Raw genomic sequence first — 17253 nt, 5'->3', positions numbered from 1 at the left:
GGTGGAAGCCGGCGTTGAACGCGTTCGCGATCGCATTCGAGGGCAGAATCAACTAACCACAAGCCAGGCCAGACCCACCGTTAATCTGACAGACCCTGACGTTGAGCGGTGCATAGTCGACACCGGTGACAACCATCTTTTCTGCGGTTTAGTGGAGCGGTTCCGTGAGTCGTTTGTCCGGTGGCGGGAACCAAAGGATTCCTCCGGCTCCGGTTTGAACACGCTGTCCGGAAACGTTAGTGGCCGGTCAATAGAAATGCGATAAGTTCAGGATGGCGGGTCGGGGATTCCGCCGAGGGGGGCAAAATGATCCGGGATATGGGCGACGCGGCGAAATCCGCCGTTGAGCCGTTGAATTGCATGACGGTGTGCTGTATTTGCGATGGGTGCGCGGGGCAGTTATTGAGGAGAAGGACGCCTTGGCCGCGATGGGAGCGGTAAACCGCCTGCGTCAAGGAAACGGTTACCCGGTGCTCGTCGACATGGCAACGACCGCGTGGTTGGGTTGCAAAGCCCGCCAGATCTTTGCCCGCCCCTGCCTGGTGACGCGAATTGTGTTGCTGGGATCATCGCCGGTTGACTGGGCGATCGCGACCTTCTTCCTGGTCCGGTGCACCCCGCCGTGGCCCGCCCGTTTCTTCACCTCGCGTGCTGAGGCGATGACCTGGCTGGCAGGCTCTGGCTCCGGCAGGACGGCGCCCAGGCCTGAATGATGTCCCGGCAAGGATTTTCCGAAGGCCATTCACCTGCGGATGTGAACGGCATGCTCGCTTCGCTCCTCGGAGGACTTGAGGCGGCTCTTGCCGAAGTAGGTTCGGCGTCGCGGGGCCGTCCACTGTTTGCCGTGGAAGCGGACCTCAGCGAACAACTCCGCCGGGAACTTCCGGGTGTCAGATTCAGCGCCGAAGACATTAGAAAGTGGTCGGCAGAGATTTCCAGCTAGCGCCCCGTGGCATCAGGGGACGCCAGAGCCCGGCTGCCGTGGCTCAGGACCGTTAGGGGCCGGAAAGCGCGGCGGCGACAACGACTATGGTGAGGGCGGCCAGGACCGCCAGCACAACGTACGCCCGCCATTTCGGGCCTTTGCAGTGGGGGTTGATGTCAATGTACGGCACGGCGGTCGCTAGTCCTCAGTGCCGGAAGATGCCTCGGCCTTCCGCATCGTATGTCGCCGCAGAACCCAGTGCGCGCAGACCACAAACACAAGGGAAGTGGTCACGAAGATGGCCAGAGCGGTGACATAGCGGAGGAAATCCACAGGACCCTTTCAATTAGGACAACGCGCCGATCGTAGCCGGAAGCAGCCCGTTTACCCAGACAAGCTCAAAATAGCCAAAGAATAAGCTCAAGATTCGCTCAATATTCAGCGCCGGACAACGATTTGGTCCATAACCGCCAGCAAGCGGCGGCACTAATCTTCCCGCCTGACAACGGAACCAGGCCTCAACGCCCGACGCTACGTGCTTATAGCTTTTCAGCCGCCCGCCCGGCGTATGAGCGGAACCGTCATTGCCGATTTGATGGTAAACGGCACGTCCGGGCACTGGCCGCCCGTCACTTTCGAGGGGAAAGACATCATAGCGGCCGATCTTCAGCGGAATTCATAAATTCACACACCGCCACGGCATTGACAGCGTCCGATTTAACAAACGAACACAGTTATACAAAAGGCACCGTTGCTTGTAGCTTGGAAACCAGGCGGAATACCGCATCGGTGCTGGGCCGACGCGGATATTCAGTCAACATGGAGGGGGCCATGAGCGATTTAGGCGTGGCTGTCATAATCGAGGATGACGCCGACATGCGCAACCTTCTCCAAGCTGTGCTCCTTCAAGCCGGTTTCGAAGTCCATACGGCCTCCGGCGGCCGCGAGGGAGTAGAAGCCGTACGGGATAAACTGCCCAACGTCGTGATCCTGGACATCGGTCTTCCGGACATTGACGGTTTCGAGGTCCTGCGCCGTCTCCGCCAATTCAGCAATGCATATGTCGTCGTGCTCACGGGCAGAACCGAAGAACCCGACATGGTGACCGCCCTTCACGGCGGAGCCGACGATTACATCACCAAACCGTTCCGGCCGCTGGAATTGCGAGCCAGGATATCGGCCATGATGCGCCGGCCCCGGCAGGAGACCACCCTCGGCCAGCCACCTCCGGCTGAACCCAAACCTTCCGCATCCGAGACCCCGGGGGCGGAGTTCGTGCTCCGGCATAACGGTCTGGCACTGAACCACAAGAGCCGGACGGCCGCCCTTGGCGGGAAACCCGTTGAACTGACGCGCAGCGAGTTCGACCTCCTTCACGATCTGATGCGTGCAGGCGGAGCAGTCCGGTCCAGGACCGAGCTCGTCCGCGTCGTCCGGGGCGAGTACTACCGCGATGCCACCTACATCAGTGAATCCGATGAAAGGGCGGTTGAGGTCCACGTCGGGAACCTCCGCCGCAAACTCGGGGACAACCCGGAAGCGCCCCGCTGGCTGCAGACCGTCCGCGGCGTGGGCTACAGGCTTGCGCAGGAACAGTCGGAACAGCCCGGGCAAGCGTTGTAACCGGCAGCTTTGCCGCTACTCGGCCTTCCTGATGTAGTTGAGCTGAAGCTCCTTCACCGTCGCGTTGCCATGTCGTGCGACAGTTGCCAAGAGCGCCCGCCCGCCGGGAAAGTCTCCTCCGCGGATAATTGCCTCCAACCTCTCAGTGAGCCTGGCCATCCGCGCTCCGCCAACCATGGCCGAGGAGACCTTCAGGCTGATCACCGCATCAAGGGCTCTCTCGCGGTCCTCCCGCCCCACCGCGGCAACGAGGTTACCCTGCCGCTGGCCCCACAGCATGGCGTAGTCCCGGGCAAAATCGGATGCGATCCCGGCACCGCCAAGCTGCTCCTCCAAGTCCCGCAGGACCGCCGGATCCAGCAAAGGGAGCTCCCCTTCCTCGTGCCGCACGCCCGAGCCCGCGGGAACGCTGGAGGACGCGTGCGCTGGGACACGATCCGCGCCTTCGACGCCGGAGCCTGAAATGGACATTCCTTAACGCTACTTCCCGATTTTAGGAATTAGCCCGTTGATGGCCGATCTTGTGGAAAGCCTTGGGCTTCCTTGATGAGGGCTTGGCCGACGGCGTCTTCCGGTTACCTCAACTGATGGGGTCATGCTCGGGCACAGGGCAAGAGTCACCCGGCGACGGCATCCCGTCCGGGCTGGTGAACCTGGTCTGGTGTGGCCATGTTGCCCAGTCCCTTGGCTGGATGGAGGGCCTGCCGAGGAGATAGCCCTGGCCCGCGGTCATTCCGAGGCCGGTGACAGCGGAGAGGTCGGCGGGCGTTTCGATGCCTTCGGCCACGAGGGTGGCGTTGATGCGCTTGGCGAATTCGACCATCGCCGCGCCGAGGGCAAGTTGGCCGGTGTTGTCACGGATTCCCGCGATGAGGCTCCGGTCCAGTTTGATGATGTCAGGCCGGAGATGGAGGATATGGCGCATGGAGGCAAACCCGGAACCCGCATCGTCGACCGCGATGCGAAGGCCCCGCTGTCTCAGGGGCTCCAGCGCAGCGGTCAAGAGACCGTATTCCACCACGGGCAGGCGTTCGGTCAGTTCCAGGATGATCCGGTCCAGGGATACATGCGAGCCCTCCAGGACCTGTGGCAGGCGCGTGTCCAGGCAGGTGTCCGGAGAGATGTTCAGGGCTACATACAGGGACGGGGGCAGTGCTTCCGCGGCCTTAAGCGCGGTCTCCAAGGCGGCAAACTCCAGCGCGTTCCCCAGCCCGACGACGGAGGCCTCCCCGAACCAGTAGTCCGCACTGACGCCGTCGTCGCTGACGAACCGCGACAGTGCTTCAGCTCCGATAACGTGCCCGGTAGTGAGGTCGTGAATCGGCTGGAAAGCCGTCAGCAGCCTCTGCCCGCTAATGATTCCCCGGATGCGTGCCCTGCTGCGCGTGGTGGCGGCCTCCTCAGCGGTCGGGGATGTCAGGAGCCTGCCGGTCCCCTCAAACCCGGCAGGTGTGCCGTCAGCGCCGAGACAGGCCCTGCCTGAGACTTCCATCCAAAGGGGGCTGCCGTCCCGGTGCCTGCAGCGGACGATAACCCCAAGACCGGCGAACCCGTCAGGGTCCTGCGAAGCCAGAACCGACAACCGTGCGCGGTCCAGATCCTCCGGCTCAATCACCGTCGACCACGGTTGGCCGACAAGCTCCGCCGGCTCATAACCAAGCAGCGTCAGACTGGTCCGGCTGGAGAAGGTGAAAGTACCTCGGTGATCCACCACCCAGAGCCATTCCCGGCTGGTCAACAGGACGGTGTTAATCAGGTCCGCCGCGCCCCGGCCCCGTGTCCTGTCCCGGCGCTGGCTCCGGATGTAGCGCCGGGTTCCGAGAATCGTGGCGCCGGTCAGTATCAGGGCAAGGCATCCGGCCAGTGTCTGAAGCGACGGATGAGGGAACAGACCCGAAGGGATAAGTATCAGGGCTGCCGCGGAGCTCAGCGCGAACATCACTTGGAACGTGAACAGACAGACGAGCACGTGCTGTCCCGGCAGCCCGCGGGAAGCGTCGGCGCCGGGCAGCAAACCATCCGGCAGCGAGACGGACAGGACGCTTCCGGCCTCGCTGGGGACGCTGGGGACGCTCGGGCATTCCACGCGCGGGCGGTCAGGACCTCCCGCTGGCGGGGCGGAGGAGCGGTCACGGCCCCTACCGTGTGACACGGGCACCTTGACGGTTGGCGCGGCGGGTGCCGGACGCTGGTGCCGCTGCGGTCTGGTGGAGCCTGCGCCTGCGCCGGGCCAGCAAACTCAGAGCGAGTGCGGCGAGGACGATCAGGACCGAGGCTGCGGCCGCGAGCCAGGGCAGCCATTCGTTGCCATCTCCCCGCACCGGGGCGACTGCCTCTCCGGGTCCGGCATCAGGGAAGCTGACCGGGGCGGATGCCTGGCGTTCCAACAGGCCGCTCTTGAGCCGTACCTGAGCAGTCCAGGGGCCGTTGGGGAGCTCCCGCGGGAGCGTGAGGGTGACGTTCTGTTCTTTGCCGGGCGCTATGGTGATTGCTTGCTGGACGGCGAAGGGCCCGGCGGAGAGCCCGCCCGGGCCGGCCGTAAGGCTGAGTTCGCCGGAGACATCAAGGGCGCGGCCACCGGTGTTGGTGACAAGGGCACTGAGCTGAGGGTGCCCTGTGGAGTCACGGGCAGGGGTCAGGGAGGTGATGGTGAAGTCCGCCGGTTTGCCGTTGCCCGGCCCGACCGAGAGGTAGATGCGGATGCCGACCCTGTTCGCCTGGACAACGGCTCCCTTGTCGGCCGCGCTGCGGACTTCGGCCCATACGGCACCGTACTGTTCCCCTTCCGCGGCGTCGGCGGGGACCTTGATGGTCACGAGGACCTCCGCCGATCCACCTGAGGCGAGGTCAATCTGTGGTTGGGCGACGGTGGTCCAGGTAGTCAGCTCATTCCTGGAACCGGCGTCGTCGCCGACGAAGGACCCGGCGTCAATATGCGCGGCCCCGGAGTAGAGGCGGACGGACTGCGCGGACCCGGTGTTGTTCTCCACCAAGACGCGCCTCCTGATCTCTGTGCCCGGGACGAGCCGGTCAATGATGTAGGTCCGTGCCCGGGGATCGTCCTTGGTGCTCGCCGGAATATCCAGCAGCCGGATACCAATGCCGGCTGGCGCCGCCGGCGCGGTGGTCTCGCCCGGTACCGCGGCCAAAGCCGCCGTGGCGGGCGCCGTCTGGGAGAGGACGAGGAGGATCATCACAAACACTGTCATCAGGAAACGCAAAACGGGACCTCGGTTTAGTCGGGAACTGTGAGTAGTGGTGCAGGCCAGCCCCGGCGCGGGGCGCCCGCCTCATGGCGGGCACCCCGAAACCGGGAGTGTTTCCTTACCGTGGGGCTTAGAGGACCGAGTGCGTCAGGGTTGCCGTGTAGGTGTCGGCCAGTGCGTTCGCCGGAGCGGTGAAGCTCAGGTCCGCGTCCCAGGCGGCGGTGTTATTTCCGGAGACTCCGGTCGCTGCCTGGACCGTCTTGACGGTGGCCAGGCCCGTCTGGGCGCTCGGCGTAACGGTGGACGTGCCGGTCTCAACTGCGGTGCCGGGGGTGTACGTGGCGGAGGATGCCGGGATGATGGTCGCAGTGTCGGTACCAACAAAGTCGCTCATGTTGACCTGGGCGTCCCAGCCCTCCACACCGGCCCGCAAATCTGAGACGGTCACGTTACCAAGGTCAGCGCTGATCGGGCTGCCGGGCGCGACGGCGCCGAGGTCGGCGCCGCCCGGGGCGGAGATGGTCAGTGCGCCGGCGGAAACCTCAACGGTTGCGATCGTGTCGGCGGCGGAAGCAGGAAGAGCCAGGGAGCCGACCAGTGCGGCGGAGGCGGCGATGACGAGTGATACACGGGTGATGCTGCGCATGGGTTGAGACCTTTGCTTTGATTGGGAATTGCAGGACGTGTGCCCGGTTGAAAAACCCACTGCGCCTGCTTTCTGTTGACGGTGCAATGCATCGCAACAGGTTTCCCCCGGTGATCCCAAGCTAACAGCACCACCTTCCGCATTTATCCAAAGTGTGGAGAAACTGGGGCGAAGTTTCAGGCGTTGCGGAAAACCTGTGGGGATCCTGCGTCAACACCCTCTGGGCGTGGTTGCTGCGGGCACGGCCCGTGTATCTGCTGCTCCATTGACCGCTGTTAGCCTCGTCAAATGGCAACGCAAAGAATCACGTCTTTGGAAGACGACATCGACGGCTCCGAGGCCAAGGAAACAGTGACGTTCGCTGTGGACGGCGTTTCCTATGAAATAGACCTAAATGACTCACACGCCGCTGAAATCCGTGCCGCTTTGCGCCCCTACATCGAGGCCGGCCGCAAAACGTCAACCGGCCGGGGCAGGGCACGCGCAGAACGGTCAAAAGCACATCACTCGATTGCTCACGTCCGGGCGTGGGCAAAGGAACGGGGAATGCCGGTAAGCGACCGCGGGCGGGTTCAGGCGGACATAGTACGGAAATACGAAACGGCCAACTAACCACCAGGGCAGATCGCCCTGAACTGCTCTCATCTGGCGCGACCTATCCCGCCCGGATTCCCGCGCTGTGCAGGTCATGTTCTCTTTTTGGGACGCTACCTCCGGACATTCAGCCATGGTTTCGATCTGCATCGAAAAGGACTCCGCAAGCAGGTATCCGGTCTGAATCCAAGTATCTTAGCCAACCCATCTTTGGGTGAAAGACGGGTACCGGCCAGTGTTGTCGCGCCGGATTCCCGCATGACAACCTGAGGCCATCGGTCTCCATAGGTCTCACTATCGGGTCCGCAGATGAAATCTGTGAAGCACTCGGACTGGCGCCGCCAGCTCTGGACTCACCAGATACGAGGGCACCAATGCAAGCACAGGCTGGCTCCGCGCGGACCGCGTCCCGGCGTGCACCAATCCGCCCCGCACTTTCCGTTATCTGCTCGGCCGCCATCCTTGGGGGGATAGCGGGGCCAGCTTCCGGAGCGAACACCGTGGCCACCGTCGTAGTTTCGTCAGGTCCGCTCGGCTTCAGCTCTGCCCCCGCCTCAGTTGATCTCGGGGTGGTCTATCCGGGCACCGTCGCCGCTGTCACTCTCCAAGGCATCACGGTGACAGACAACCGCGCCGGCACTGCTGGCTGGAGTGCCTCAGTCCTCCTCACGGACTTCACGGGCGATGCGACCGGCGCCCGTCTATCCGCCGCAGAAGCCACCTATACCCCGACGGCGACCACCACAACCGGCACCGTCTCCCTGACCGCGTCCCCGGCAATGGACCCGACCACACCAAAGATCATTCAGACTGCCACATGTGTAACCGGCAACAACACAGCAACCTGGGACGCCAGCCTGACCCTTCACGTGCCAAACGAGGCCGTGGCGGATGCCTACACTGCAACGGTCACGTACTCCGTCTCCTAACGAAGCCGGCACCGGGCCACAGTGCCTGCCGAGGCCCCACGAGTCGTTTGCTTCCGTGAGCCGGTAGAAAAACCACCCTGCAAGGTCATGCTTGTCGAATCCCGCCACAACCCTGCATCAGAGGTGTGGACATGCTTCGGAATCCTTGATGCCGACTCGGCACTCTTAACCCAAGCGCACGCCGGATCAAGCTTGATCCCAGTCGCGAAGAAGGCAACAAGGGCTGCCAGGAAGCGGGAAGAATCGTGAATCAAACACCAACGCTGGACGAAGTCAGCCTCAACGTCATCACCGATGACCGCCCCGTTGACTTCCACGCCCTGGGACTCGCCGGTTGTATCGACAGGCTGACCACTCCCCTGCGCAGGTCAGGAACCTCGGTCCGGTGGGAAACACCGCACCACGGCATCGAAATACCAGCAGCCTGCGCAGCCCTGCTCTACCACGCCGCTCAGGAATCGCTCAGCAACGCGTACAAATACGCCCATGCCACCCAACTGACCATCCGGCTGGCAGCGGTCTACCACGGCATCCGGCTGGACATCACGGACAACGGGGCCGGATTCGATACCCAGTCCCTTAGTGGGAGACGACACGGGTTCGGTGTGCGCCTCATGAGTATCGCTGTGCACGAAGCCGGGGGCACGATCGCCATCGACTCCGGCCCCGGCCACGGCACACGGGTGAGCATCACGCTTCCGCTGGATTAGTTACAACCAGCCGAGCTGAATTTCCGGCGAGCGTTTAGCTTTCCGGATGACCGCCTCGTGGAGCAGTGGAGTTTGTCGCTCTATCTATCTGACGAAGATGATAATGAGCAGGTCATAGGTTATGCGCACATCGTCCGGTGTCGAATTGGTGACCCAAGGGTTTTCGACCTCTTGGACGCCCTGGACGGTGACTTATCTGCGGTCGCGTCAGTTGTCTTGGACCCATCCTCCGGAGAGCCCGCTGGACCGGTGGAAGACACGACTGAAGGCTTCGGCGAGAACTTTTTGATCCTTGACCGCGTGGAGATGCTGCCCGGTTGGCGTGGAAGGGGCCTCGGCCGCTGGTTCGCTGCCGAGGCCATCGAAGTCCTGAGTGACGGGGGTAGTTTCGTTGCCGCCTACGCCTCGCCAATGGATGACTCGGAAGGAACCGAACGGCGCCGGGCCATCGAAGTCCAAATCGAGGTCTTCGGCGTCGCCCAACAGCCGCCACGTGGACCCGACCCGGACTGTACCGAGGGTCGCGCTGATGGGCATCCGGTCTGCGGCGATCAGCTGGTGCAGGTCCAGACCGGTCAGCTCCGCGATGTCCCGAACCGGGGCCTGAAATGTCCGGAACGGGCCCAGCGGCGGGGCGTCCTCAACAGCCCCGGGCCGCGCCACGTCGGGCAGATCGGCCAGCTGCGGAGTCTGGTCCACCACGTACCCAGTGGCCGCCAGCTCGCCCTGGTGGATGAAAGCTGCGACCTTGAAGAAGCGCAACGGAATGTCCACGCCCCGGTACACGGGATCGGCGGGGCTAAAGACCGGCCCGGTGAAGACCACAACCCGGCTGCGGTACTGGGCGGCGTGCTCCTGTAGGTAATCCTCGATGCCCAGCCACAGTGCGATGCCTTGGTTGAATTTAGCCGCCTGCGGCGCGGCGTTCGTGTAGTGGAACGTGTCTTCGTTGGCCTGCTCGGCCTCAGCCACGGTGTCGCCCCAGACAGCGGAGGCCCGGCGTACCAGATGGCCCGGTCGATGTCGTTCCGGGCGTAAACCCGCTCCCCCGTCTGCTGGTCCGCAGGAAGCCGGGGATCCAGCCGCCAGCTGATGCCCGAACGGTCCAGGTCCATCAGCTTCTCGCCGTCGATCCCAACGCCGGTGACGGCGGCGAGACGTTTGTCCAGGCGCATCAGCACGGAGAAGTGGGTGTATGGCAGCAGGACGGTCTCCGCGTCGGCAAGGGCCGGCAGTGGCACAGACACGCCCAGGAATGTCTCGTCCAAGCCTTCGGGGCTGGAAAGGTCTTCGATGGCCGCGGTCTCGGGGAGCAGCAGTTCGTCCATGGCCGGAGAAGACCAGTGCCAGGCGACCGCGGGGGTGGGCACAGCGGTGCCCCGCCTCCCGTTGGGAGCGGGGCCTCGCTGTACCTGGCTCTATTACCCGGTTTTGTCGGCCGTCATATCTTGCGTCACCAGTGGTGGGCGACGTCGATCACGAGGGTGGATCCGGTGCCGGGACCGGCAAGGGTGAAGACCTTGAAGGGCAGCCGGGCACGGAGACCCAGGCCCAGGGTGGTGTGGCCCTCGAAGCTGCCTGCCCAGGCAACCTGCCGGAATGTCTGGTACTTCGAAACGTTGGTCACCTCGGAGCGGTTGGCCGGCACGAAGGTGGCCTGGCCCGTGGCGCTGTCATAGCTGGGCGAGTGGGCGGTGACCTGCAGGAATGCACCGCCCCTGAGCTTGATCGGCTGTCCGGACCCGTCCTGTACAACCTTTGAGACGTAGCGGACGTTGTAGCCGGCTGCCTTTCCCTTGATGTTGAACACCAGGCGGTCGAAGCAGGTGTGCTGTCCCGTGCGTATGTTGGTAATGGAGGCGGCGCTCATGGCCTGGTTGGACTTGGCCAGCGAGGTCCAGACCAGCCCGCAGTAGGAAGTAGTTGCGGAGGCGGGCCCCGGAGCCAGTAGGCCCAGCCCGAGTGCAATGATGATGGCAGTCAGCCCGGCGCTTAGTTTTTTCATGTGGGTACCCCTTTCGGGTGTGGGTGATGGGATGACTCCAGCGTAGGAGCGCCAAAAGCCCGAGACGAGGGATGTTTCCGGTTCTTCGTGCAACCGTTAAGCGGCCGGAAATCCAATCACGGGACCGTAATTCCGGGGCGCATTTCGGGGCCGTCGAAAGGCGTTTGTGGCCCTTTCGCCACATGGCTGTTACCTCCGGTAACGGCCGATACGCGCCGGTAGGCAAGGGAAGGGCACTCCGAGTCCATTTATCGGCACCGCGGGTGTCTATCCGGGGAACAGAGTGACAGAAGATCAATTATCGGCGTTCGAAATGGGCAGGGGAGCGTCCTCCTTCTTGTGCTGCAGTATTAAGGCATCAGTTGTTCACTCCTGGGGGAAGGCAGAGAGAAAAGGACAGTGGCAGTGGAGATACTGAACCCGTCACCCCGGTGCCGGTGGGAGAAGGTGTGGACAATTCGACCTGGTAACTGGCTGCCTGCCAAGAACTTCGGACCTATTATGGCCGAGAGCGGACAGCAGACCCCCGCCCGTCCTCTCCAACCAGCAGAAACGGAGGCGCAATATGTCCGGGTACTTCGAAATTATCGATGCCCCTGATGGAGGATTCCGCACTCGGCTCCGAGGGCCCTCGGGCGAACTCCTGGCCGTGTCAGAGACCTTTCCGACGAAGCGTCAGGCGGCGGCCGGCATAAGTCTCATTAGGGAGGTTGCCGGGACCGGCCTCATCCGGGACATGTCCTCGGGGCATCGCGGGGAGCCGTTCCGGCGTAGGCTTCGGCTCCTTCGGGCACAATCCGGTCGCACCGGGGTTGGCCAGCTTCGGGCGCATCCAGATCCTGAGGTTAACGGCACCGCCCCCGCCAGGACGACTCTGCAACGGGCCGGTTCACGCCGCTGGCATTCTGTCACCTGACGCCCAGTGGCAGAGCAGGGCGCTATTCGATGAGAAAGCCGGCCCGGCATCAGCCCGCTCTGGCCTTTCTGATAGAGACCTGGGCGCGCCTTAGAGACCACCTACTCAGAGGTGAGCGCTGTGGGACTTGCCGGCTAATCGTCTGACCCCCACGAGGGGAAATTAGCCCTCTGTGGTCCGCTTACGATGACGCTGATTCGGTCGCCCGTCCACGCAGGGGCTGTCGTGCCCGTCGTTGCACACGTTGGGGCTGATATACGACAAGTTGGGTGTCGTTGCCAAGGACCGGAGCTCGTCAGCCATGTGGCTGAAATCCACATCATGCTCGCACACTCGGGGCATGACGTGATGGCCTCGAAGTACACGAAGGGGTTATGACGGTGGCGTACTGGTCACCCTCCGTGGCGCTCTGGTCAGTGTCTTCGGCGCCGAGCTCCCGGTGACGCCACTGTCCCCGTGTCCTCCGTGTCCGGACCTGTTGACGTTCATGGAACGCGGGGCGCCAGGTCACGGCCCTGAACCGGGCGGCCAACTCACTCTCCAGGGACCTTGAGAAAACCGCGACGCTCGCGACAGCCTTCGTGGCCCGTTTCGACCCAGAATCCGGGATACTGCAGTACGCGGATGCAGGCCACGGCCTCACCATCATTCTCGGCGTCAACGGCGTCAACGGCGTCAACGGCGTCAACGGCGTCAACGGCGGCTACCGCCGGCTGCACGGTACCGGGCTGCCGCTGGGACTGGGGCGGACGAGATCATGGCAGCGCTCCACCGCGCTCCTCGGGCCCGGGGATCCCTGTTCAGCTTCACGGACGGCCTATTGGACGTCTACGGCGGCACCCTCGCGCCCTGGACCACATCGCTGCCCTCGTCAACGCAGGGGCAGGCCTGGACGCCGCATCCTCCAGGGCACTCCGACCCTGCCCAGACCGGACGAAGACCTCAGCGCGGTCCTCCTCCGCCGCCTCTGAGATCCCACGAGTCCAGACCTTGTTACGCGATCCCGGCCGCTCCCGGCTGGCTTTCCGTTCGCTTCTGCCTGTGCACCCCCTCCCGTTTCCTCTCAGAAGGCGCGTGCCGGGAGCCTGGGACGTCGCAACAGCCACCGGGGTGCCGCTGCGCCGTGTGTCCAATTCCGTTGGCGCTGCCGTTCGTTTTCCCTTTCAACTTCGCCCCCGTTCCGGGCATCGCGAAGGCTTTGCGGTGCTTACCTGAACGCCGGCATCATCAACGCGCCTCCGGCTTCAGGTTCGGGTCGAGGTGAGGCCGAAAGCCCCTCGTGTGCCGGGCCGGAGTGCGAGTAGTTTGGGTGATACTCACCGGCCGCAGGCACAGCGGAGGGAGCGCGTATGGCAGGCGGCGCGTCGAACGATTACGGATCCGTTGGTAGTCCGCTGCACCCGGTCGAGAGAACGAGCTCCTTAGAGCATTGAAAGCGAGGACGCGTGATGCGCAGCGCAAGCGATCCTGATCGCGGGCGAGGACGCGACCAAGAAAGGGACGACGCTACGGCGCCGCTGGGCCAAGGGGGTACCGGCACCCCCGACAGCGTTAAGGACGGCTTCTACGAGGAATCCGATGGCCTTCTGCCCTACAGGGAGGAACCCGGGTACTTCGATGATGCTGGCGCCCCGGTCGAAGGCTTCTTCCCGGAAGACGCGGTCGCCGCTATCCGTGAAACCGTGGTTGCCCGTGAAGAGGAGCGGTTCGGTGGCATCAAGATCGGCTCGGCTTTCTTCGGCTGGCTAACCACGGCTGCAATGGCTGTTCTGCTGGCTGCTCTGGTTATGGCGGCCGGTAACGCCGGCTTCTTGACCGGCACCGACCTGATAAAGGAACCTGGCCGGACATCATCACCTGCGGGTGGCATGACCGGCACGATTGTGCTCCTGATGATCCCTTTCCTCGCCTTTCTTTCGGGCGGCTACGTTGCAGGACGGATGGCACGCTTCAATGGCATCGGTCAGGGCCTCATGGTGTGGTTGTGGGCTGCGATTGTGGCCGCGGCGTTTGCCCTGCTCGCCATTATCAGCGGTGGCCGATTCAATGTCCTGACCACGCTCAATAGCTTCCTTCGCCTTCCCATGGACGAGGGCCCGCTAAGTACAAGCGGCATCATCGTCGCCATCGCCGTGGCCGCAATAGCTCTGGTAGGCGCCGTTCTGGGCGGCATGGCTGGAGTTCACTACCACCGAAAAGTGGATCGTGCGGGTTTCACGCCCACGGACGATTACTACCAGCCCTAGTTGAGGGACGACGGCGAAACCGGCTCAGCCGGGGCCGCTCGGTCCCGGTTACCTCTGCAGGCGAAACCGGATGGCCCACCGGAGCCGAGGCCGCCATCGACCTGATGAAGGCCCGGTCCTCGGGGGACAATTCGTACCGATCGTGCCGGTCCGCCTCGTGCAGATCGCCGGTCGCCCTGCGGATAGCCGCAGTCACGCTGCGCGGAAGCATGACACTTGCGGGATTCCCCTTCCACCATCGGAAAAACGCTCTGACGGAATCAACGGTGGGGTGGGCTCAAGTGAAACTGCGATTAATGCTCCGGCGAGTCACGAGGTGGGCTCAAGTCAGGCTGCCAAAGTGGTACCCACTCAAACTGCCATAATCAGCCGTCTTTGGCCATGATCGCCGCACGCTCCCGCATCATGTCCCAGAAGGGTTGAAGTATTTGCCGGTCAAGACGATCCGGCGGGTGATACATGGAAATCCTCCTAAAGATGCTCTGCCGAGTCATGCTCTGCCAAGTCGCTTCCTTGGCGGTCAAGGAGGTGCATGTCAAAACACTACTGGAGACAGGTTCGGCCCCAATCGCTCGAAGGCGCACTAATACTATTTTGCCCGAGAGAAGGTATGCGTAGTGTGGCGGTTCGGGTGCGCGGTCGTGGTGTCCAGGGGTCCCCTGCCGATATTCGTAGTCTTGGCCCTGCCGCCCAGGGGACGGAAGCCCCGGCCCTGAGGAACAGGCTTGGCCGGAGGAACATTCGTAGCGGCGGCTTGGAGAAGAAGAACAATCGCGGCGTAGAAGAACCGCCAAGGCCACCGTCAGGGTAGATCGAAAACGATGACTCGTCGATCAACTCGCCGCCCCGCCCCCGAGGAGCGCTCCGTACACCCGGCCGGGGGACGTTCCTTAGCCGGGATCAGCTGAGCTTAGGGGGAACGATCCACCGCAAACCCCGCTGCCGCGTTTTCAAGCACAGCCTTGATGCCGTCCATGGCCCGCTAAATTGTCGTGATCTTCCCAGGGTCCTACCGGGGCAAAGTAGAGCTGTCACCGCCAAACGATTCCCCTCTTGACGACAACATAGGGCCCGTCGTGACATCCATGCCGGCGGTGGTCGTCAGTTGTTGGTCTCCTCGGCAGAATGCCAGGCGCGGGCAGCCAAACCGGCCATAGCCCGTCCGCCGCAGGAATTGCGTCGCGTGAGGTAGCGACTGATATGGTGACGGAAGTTCACAACTTTCACCAGTTTCACCTACTCTCACCCGGAGGTTTCGGTGCAGAATCCCTTCAAACCAACTGCCGGAGCGACTCCCCCGGTACTGATCGGGCGGGCCGGGCTCTTGGACGAATTCGAGTACGGCCTGCAGCAAGGCTCCGGCGCTCCAGGGCTTCTGACCATCATCACCGGATCCAGGGGCATCGGCAAGACGGTCATGCTAAGCGCCGCCGAGGCGATCGCGAGGACTCACGGCTGGGCCGTGATCTCCCGAACGGCCAATCCGGGTTTCCTCGCCGGGATAGGCGACGACATGCTCCGGCTTGTCGACGAGTTTGGGGATGGCCCGCCATCGCGGAAGATCACGGCATTCACGGCAGCCGGGTTCGGACTGACAACTCAGCTCCCTTCGGAAAGGATCGCGGACTGGCGCCGGATCGGGGACGAACTTCTGCGGTTGCTGGACGCGAAAGGTACAGGCCTTGTCATCACCATCGACGAGATACATGCGGTCGACCGGACAGAAATCTCCCAACTGGCCGCTGACGTCCAGCATTTCATCCGCGACGGGCTGCCCATCGGCCTGATCTTCGCCGGCCTGCCATCCGCTGTATCCGACCTGCTCAACGAAGGGGTGGCTACCTTCTTGCGGCGCGCCGACAGGATCAATCTCCACGAGGCAGCCATCGCCGAAGTCACCGCATCCTACAGCGAGCTCTTCAGCGAGGGAGGCATCAGCGTCGCCCCCGACCTCATCAATGAGGCTGCGGAGGCTACCGAGGGCTACCCGTTCCTCATTCAGCTTGTTGGCTACTACCTCTGGATGGAGGCAGGAAGGGCCAGCTGGAAACTGGACGAGAGCAGCGTTCACAGCGCCCTGGCCGCCGCCCAAAGACGGAACACATTGGTAGTTGTAGAGTCAGCACTATCGGACATCTCGGACAAAGACCGCGAGTTCCTTGATGCCATGGCCATTCAGGATGGGCCGTCGGCGGCCGGTCAGATAGGGAACATGATGAAGGCCAAGCCTAATGTGGTGTCCAAGTACCGAAAGAGGCTCATCGCAGCGGGCCTGATCGAGTCAGCCGGCTATGGCAAGGTGGACTTCGCAATCCCCGGACTCCGCCAATACCTCCGCGAATAGCTTCCGCTTGAAGCAGGTTGGCCGAATCTCCGTTATCGGCGTTTCAAAATGGGCGGGGGAGCGGTCGCAAAATGGGGCTGTGCCTGAGATCGGGCTCGGGCCTGTTATCCCAAAACCCCGGGGTTCGAACTGGTCGGCCAGCGCCCGGGTAATGGCGGGGACGTCCAGGAAGGCAGGGTCAAAAGGCTCATCCGATCCGGTTATTTCGGCCACCCAATTGGAGTACTCGGCATGGTCAGGATGCGACGGGTCGGCCAACGCGTCCATAACCTCCTCGTATCCAGGAAAGCCTCCCGAATCTTCCAGCGGGCCGCGACGGGCACCGTCGAGCAGATGTACCAATGGAGCGGACGGCTCCGCAGGCCGGCGGGAAACCAGCTCGAGCCGGTGCAGCCGGCCGTCACCGAAGTCGTATTCGTAGAACGCTCCGCCCGCACCCAGCGCGAGCAGTTGATCCAGGGAGCAATCCTCCTCGGGCCTGTCCTCCGGTTCTTCGCATTCCTGCCCGGGAAGCCACTGCAGGGCTTCCGGTACTTCGCCGTCGACCGGCCGCAGGGGTGCGAAGGGGTTATCGGTTGTGAACCTGTGCAGGTGAGGGTCCTCCCAGCCAAAGGCAGCCTGCAGGACCAGGTGTACCTGATTCAGAGCCAGGGAGCCCCGGACCTCCAGCCGACGCCAAATTTCAGGCTCGCTGTCGACCAGCTCCACACGAACCTCCAGGATCGATCCCGGTCCACCGCCTGTCCCGGCCTCAAGTTTCTCCATGCAGGCCATTCTTTCAGGCCCGCTTACAGGCTGCGTGGATTCGCCGGAACAGCACCTTCCCCCAAGAGTATTTCACCTGCCGCGCGAAGGCAGCGCGGATGACTACGGCCTCTGAGGCGTTCAGCTCCACCCGAAAGTGACACCGTCACAGCCCAGGACAACACCCCGTCAGCGCTGGGTCTTTATCAAAAAGTGACCAGTGAGGCAAGTGTTACCTATTGTTACCCATGTGACTTGCATTTACCCTTGTTCATAAGATAACACCCGGTACGGGGACGAATCTCCGCAGCCACCCGGGCCCGCATCCACGAGTGCATCAGCATTCGTAGCACTGCGAAGGAGAA

16 protein-coding genes are annotated in these 17253 nt (G+C 63.2%); 9 read left to right on the top strand and 7 right to left on the bottom strand.

Going from position 1 to position 17253, the window contains the following annotated elements; translation table 11 throughout:
* Positions 1-368 precede the first annotated feature (368 nt).
* Together J7I92_RS18750 and J7I92_RS18745 are read left to right on the top strand one after the other, a co-directional pair.
* Entirely contained in the window at positions 369-713 is a 345-nt protein-coding gene (locus J7I92_RS18750) for an STAS/SEC14 domain-containing protein (protein WP_311380430.1), read from the top strand.
* A 1043-nt stretch (positions 714-1756) separates the two neighbouring features.
* Positions 1757-2548 (top strand): response regulator transcription factor, encoded by a 792-nt coding sequence (locus tag J7I92_RS18745; RefSeq protein WP_214842994.1) that lies wholly within the window; start codon positions 1757-1759, stop codon positions 2546-2548.
* 15 nt (positions 2549-2563) lie between these two features.
* Here the strand turns inward: J7I92_RS18745 and J7I92_RS18740 are convergent, their stop codons facing one another.
* From J7I92_RS18740 to J7I92_RS18725, 4 genes are all read right to left on the bottom strand, one after another.
* Positions 2564-3019, bottom strand: a complete 456-nt coding sequence (locus J7I92_RS18740) for an Hpt domain-containing protein (RefSeq protein WP_214842993.1) — start codon at positions 3017-3019, stop codon at positions 2564-2566.
* Between the two features lie 109 nt (positions 3020-3128).
* Positions 3129-4700, bottom strand: a complete 1572-nt coding sequence (locus J7I92_RS18735; protein WP_311380429.1) for an EAL domain-containing protein — start codon at positions 4698-4700, stop codon at positions 3129-3131.
* Positions 4687-5757, bottom strand: coding sequence for a hypothetical protein (locus J7I92_RS18730; protein ID WP_251040158.1), 1071 nt, complete (start codon positions 5755-5757; stop codon positions 4687-4689). The genes J7I92_RS18735 and J7I92_RS18730 overlap by 14 nt, the downstream gene beginning before the upstream one ends.
* A 127-nt stretch (positions 5758-5884) precedes the next feature.
* On the bottom strand, positions 5885-6400 hold the full coding sequence (locus tag J7I92_RS18725; RefSeq protein ID WP_214842990.1) for a WxL domain-containing protein: 516 nt from the start codon (positions 6398-6400) through the stop codon (positions 5885-5887).
* A gap of 288 nt (positions 6401-6688) precedes the next feature.
* On the opposite strand from J7I92_RS18725, the gene J7I92_RS18720 reads away from it, so the two are divergent.
* From J7I92_RS18720 to J7I92_RS18710, 3 genes are all read left to right on the top strand, one after another.
* The gene (locus tag J7I92_RS18720; protein WP_214842988.1) at positions 6689-7012 is read left to right on the top strand and encodes an Lsr2 family protein; all 324 of its coding nucleotides are present in this window, start codon (positions 6689-6691) and stop codon (positions 7010-7012) included.
* Positions 7013-7494: 482 nt separating this feature from the next.
* Positions 7495-7923: a WxL domain-containing protein gene (locus J7I92_RS18715; RefSeq protein ID WP_214842986.1), complete on the top strand. Its 429-nt coding sequence runs from the start codon at positions 7495-7497 to the stop codon at positions 7921-7923.
* A gap of 245 nt (positions 7924-8168) precedes the next feature.
* Positions 8169-8633 (top strand): sensor histidine kinase, encoded by a 465-nt coding sequence (locus J7I92_RS18710; RefSeq protein ID WP_214842984.1) that lies wholly within the window; start codon positions 8169-8171, stop codon positions 8631-8633.
* A 207-nt stretch (positions 8634-8840) separates the two neighbouring features.
* On the opposite strand, the gene J7I92_RS18705 is transcribed toward J7I92_RS18710, so the two are convergent.
* Both J7I92_RS18705 and J7I92_RS18700 read right to left on the bottom strand, forming a co-directional pair.
* On the bottom strand, positions 8841-9605 hold the full coding sequence (locus J7I92_RS18705) for a DNA/RNA non-specific endonuclease (RefSeq protein WP_311380427.1): 765 nt from the start codon (positions 9603-9605) through the stop codon (positions 8841-8843).
* Positions 9606-10086: 481 nt separating this feature from the next.
* Positions 10087-10638 carry a hypothetical protein gene (locus tag J7I92_RS18700; protein WP_214842981.1) on the bottom strand — a complete coding sequence of 184 codons (552 nt, stop codon included), beginning with the start codon at positions 10636-10638 and terminating at the stop codon, positions 10087-10089.
* 565 nt (positions 10639-11203) lie between these two features.
* Here J7I92_RS18700 and J7I92_RS18695 point away from each other — a divergent pair.
* From J7I92_RS18695 to J7I92_RS18680, 4 genes are all read left to right on the top strand, one after another.
* Positions 11204-11554, top strand: a complete 351-nt coding sequence (locus J7I92_RS18695; RefSeq protein WP_214842979.1) for a YegP family protein — start codon at positions 11204-11206, stop codon at positions 11552-11554.
* Positions 11555-12069: 515 nt separating this feature from the next.
* Complete coding sequence (locus tag J7I92_RS18690; protein ID WP_214842996.1) at positions 12070-12525, top strand: SpoIIE family protein phosphatase; 456 nt, start codon at positions 12070-12072, stop codon at positions 12523-12525.
* 477 nt (positions 12526-13002) lie between these two features.
* On the top strand, positions 13003-13800 hold the full coding sequence (locus tag J7I92_RS18685; protein ID WP_214842977.1) for a hypothetical protein: 798 nt from the start codon (positions 13003-13005) through the stop codon (positions 13798-13800).
* 1258 nt (positions 13801-15058) lie between these two features.
* On the top strand, positions 15059-16144 hold the full coding sequence (locus J7I92_RS18680) for an ATP-binding protein (RefSeq protein WP_214842975.1): 1086 nt from the start codon (positions 15059-15061) through the stop codon (positions 16142-16144).
* Here the strand turns inward: J7I92_RS18680 and J7I92_RS18675 are convergent.
* A complete protein-coding gene (locus J7I92_RS18675) occupies positions 16082-16909 on the bottom strand; it encodes a plasmid pRiA4b ORF-3 family protein (protein WP_251040156.1) in 828 nt (275 codons plus the stop codon). The two genes, J7I92_RS18680 and J7I92_RS18675, sit on opposite strands and share 63 nt — an antisense overlap.
* Positions 16910-17253 lie beyond the last annotated feature (344 nt).

The organism is Arthrobacter sp. ISL-72, from assembly GCF_018613755.1.
Taxonomy (GTDB): Bacteria; Actinomycetota; Actinomycetes; order Actinomycetales; family Micrococcaceae; genus Arthrobacter.
Note: the sequence above shows the minus strand (reverse complement) of the source record. Positions and strands in the feature narration are given on the sequence as shown.

Bases quoted from the DNA above. Each gene is read 5' to 3' on its own strand.
- J7I92_RS18745 (WP_214842994.1), top strand. From the start codon at position 1,757: ATGAGCGATTTAGGCGTGGCTGTCATAATCGAGGATGACGCCGACATG.
- J7I92_RS18740 (WP_214842993.1), bottom strand. From the start codon at position 3,019: ATGTCCATTTCAGGCTCCGGCGTCGAAGGCGCGGATCGTGTCCCAGCG.
- J7I92_RS18730 (WP_251040158.1), bottom strand. From the start codon at position 5,757: ATGACAGTGTTTGTGATGATCCTCCTCGTCCTCTCCCAGACGGCGCCC.
- J7I92_RS18725 (WP_214842990.1), bottom strand. From the start codon at position 6,400: ATGCGCAGCATCACCCGTGTATCACTCGTCATCGCCGCCTCCGCCGCA.
- J7I92_RS18720 (WP_214842988.1), top strand. From the start codon at position 6,689: ATGGCAACGCAAAGAATCACGTCTTTGGAAGACGACATCGACGGCTCC.
- J7I92_RS18700 (WP_214842981.1), bottom strand. From the start codon at position 10,638: ATGAAAAAACTAAGCGCCGGGCTGACTGCCATCATCATTGCACTCGGG.
- J7I92_RS18695 (WP_214842979.1), top strand. From the start codon at position 11,204: ATGTCCGGGTACTTCGAAATTATCGATGCCCCTGATGGAGGATTCCGC.
- J7I92_RS18685 (WP_214842977.1), top strand. From the start codon at position 13,003: ATGCGCAGCGCAAGCGATCCTGATCGCGGGCGAGGACGCGACCAAGAA.
- J7I92_RS18675 (WP_251040156.1), bottom strand. From the start codon at position 16,909: ATGGAGAAACTTGAGGCCGGGACAGGCGGTGGACCGGGATCGATCCTG.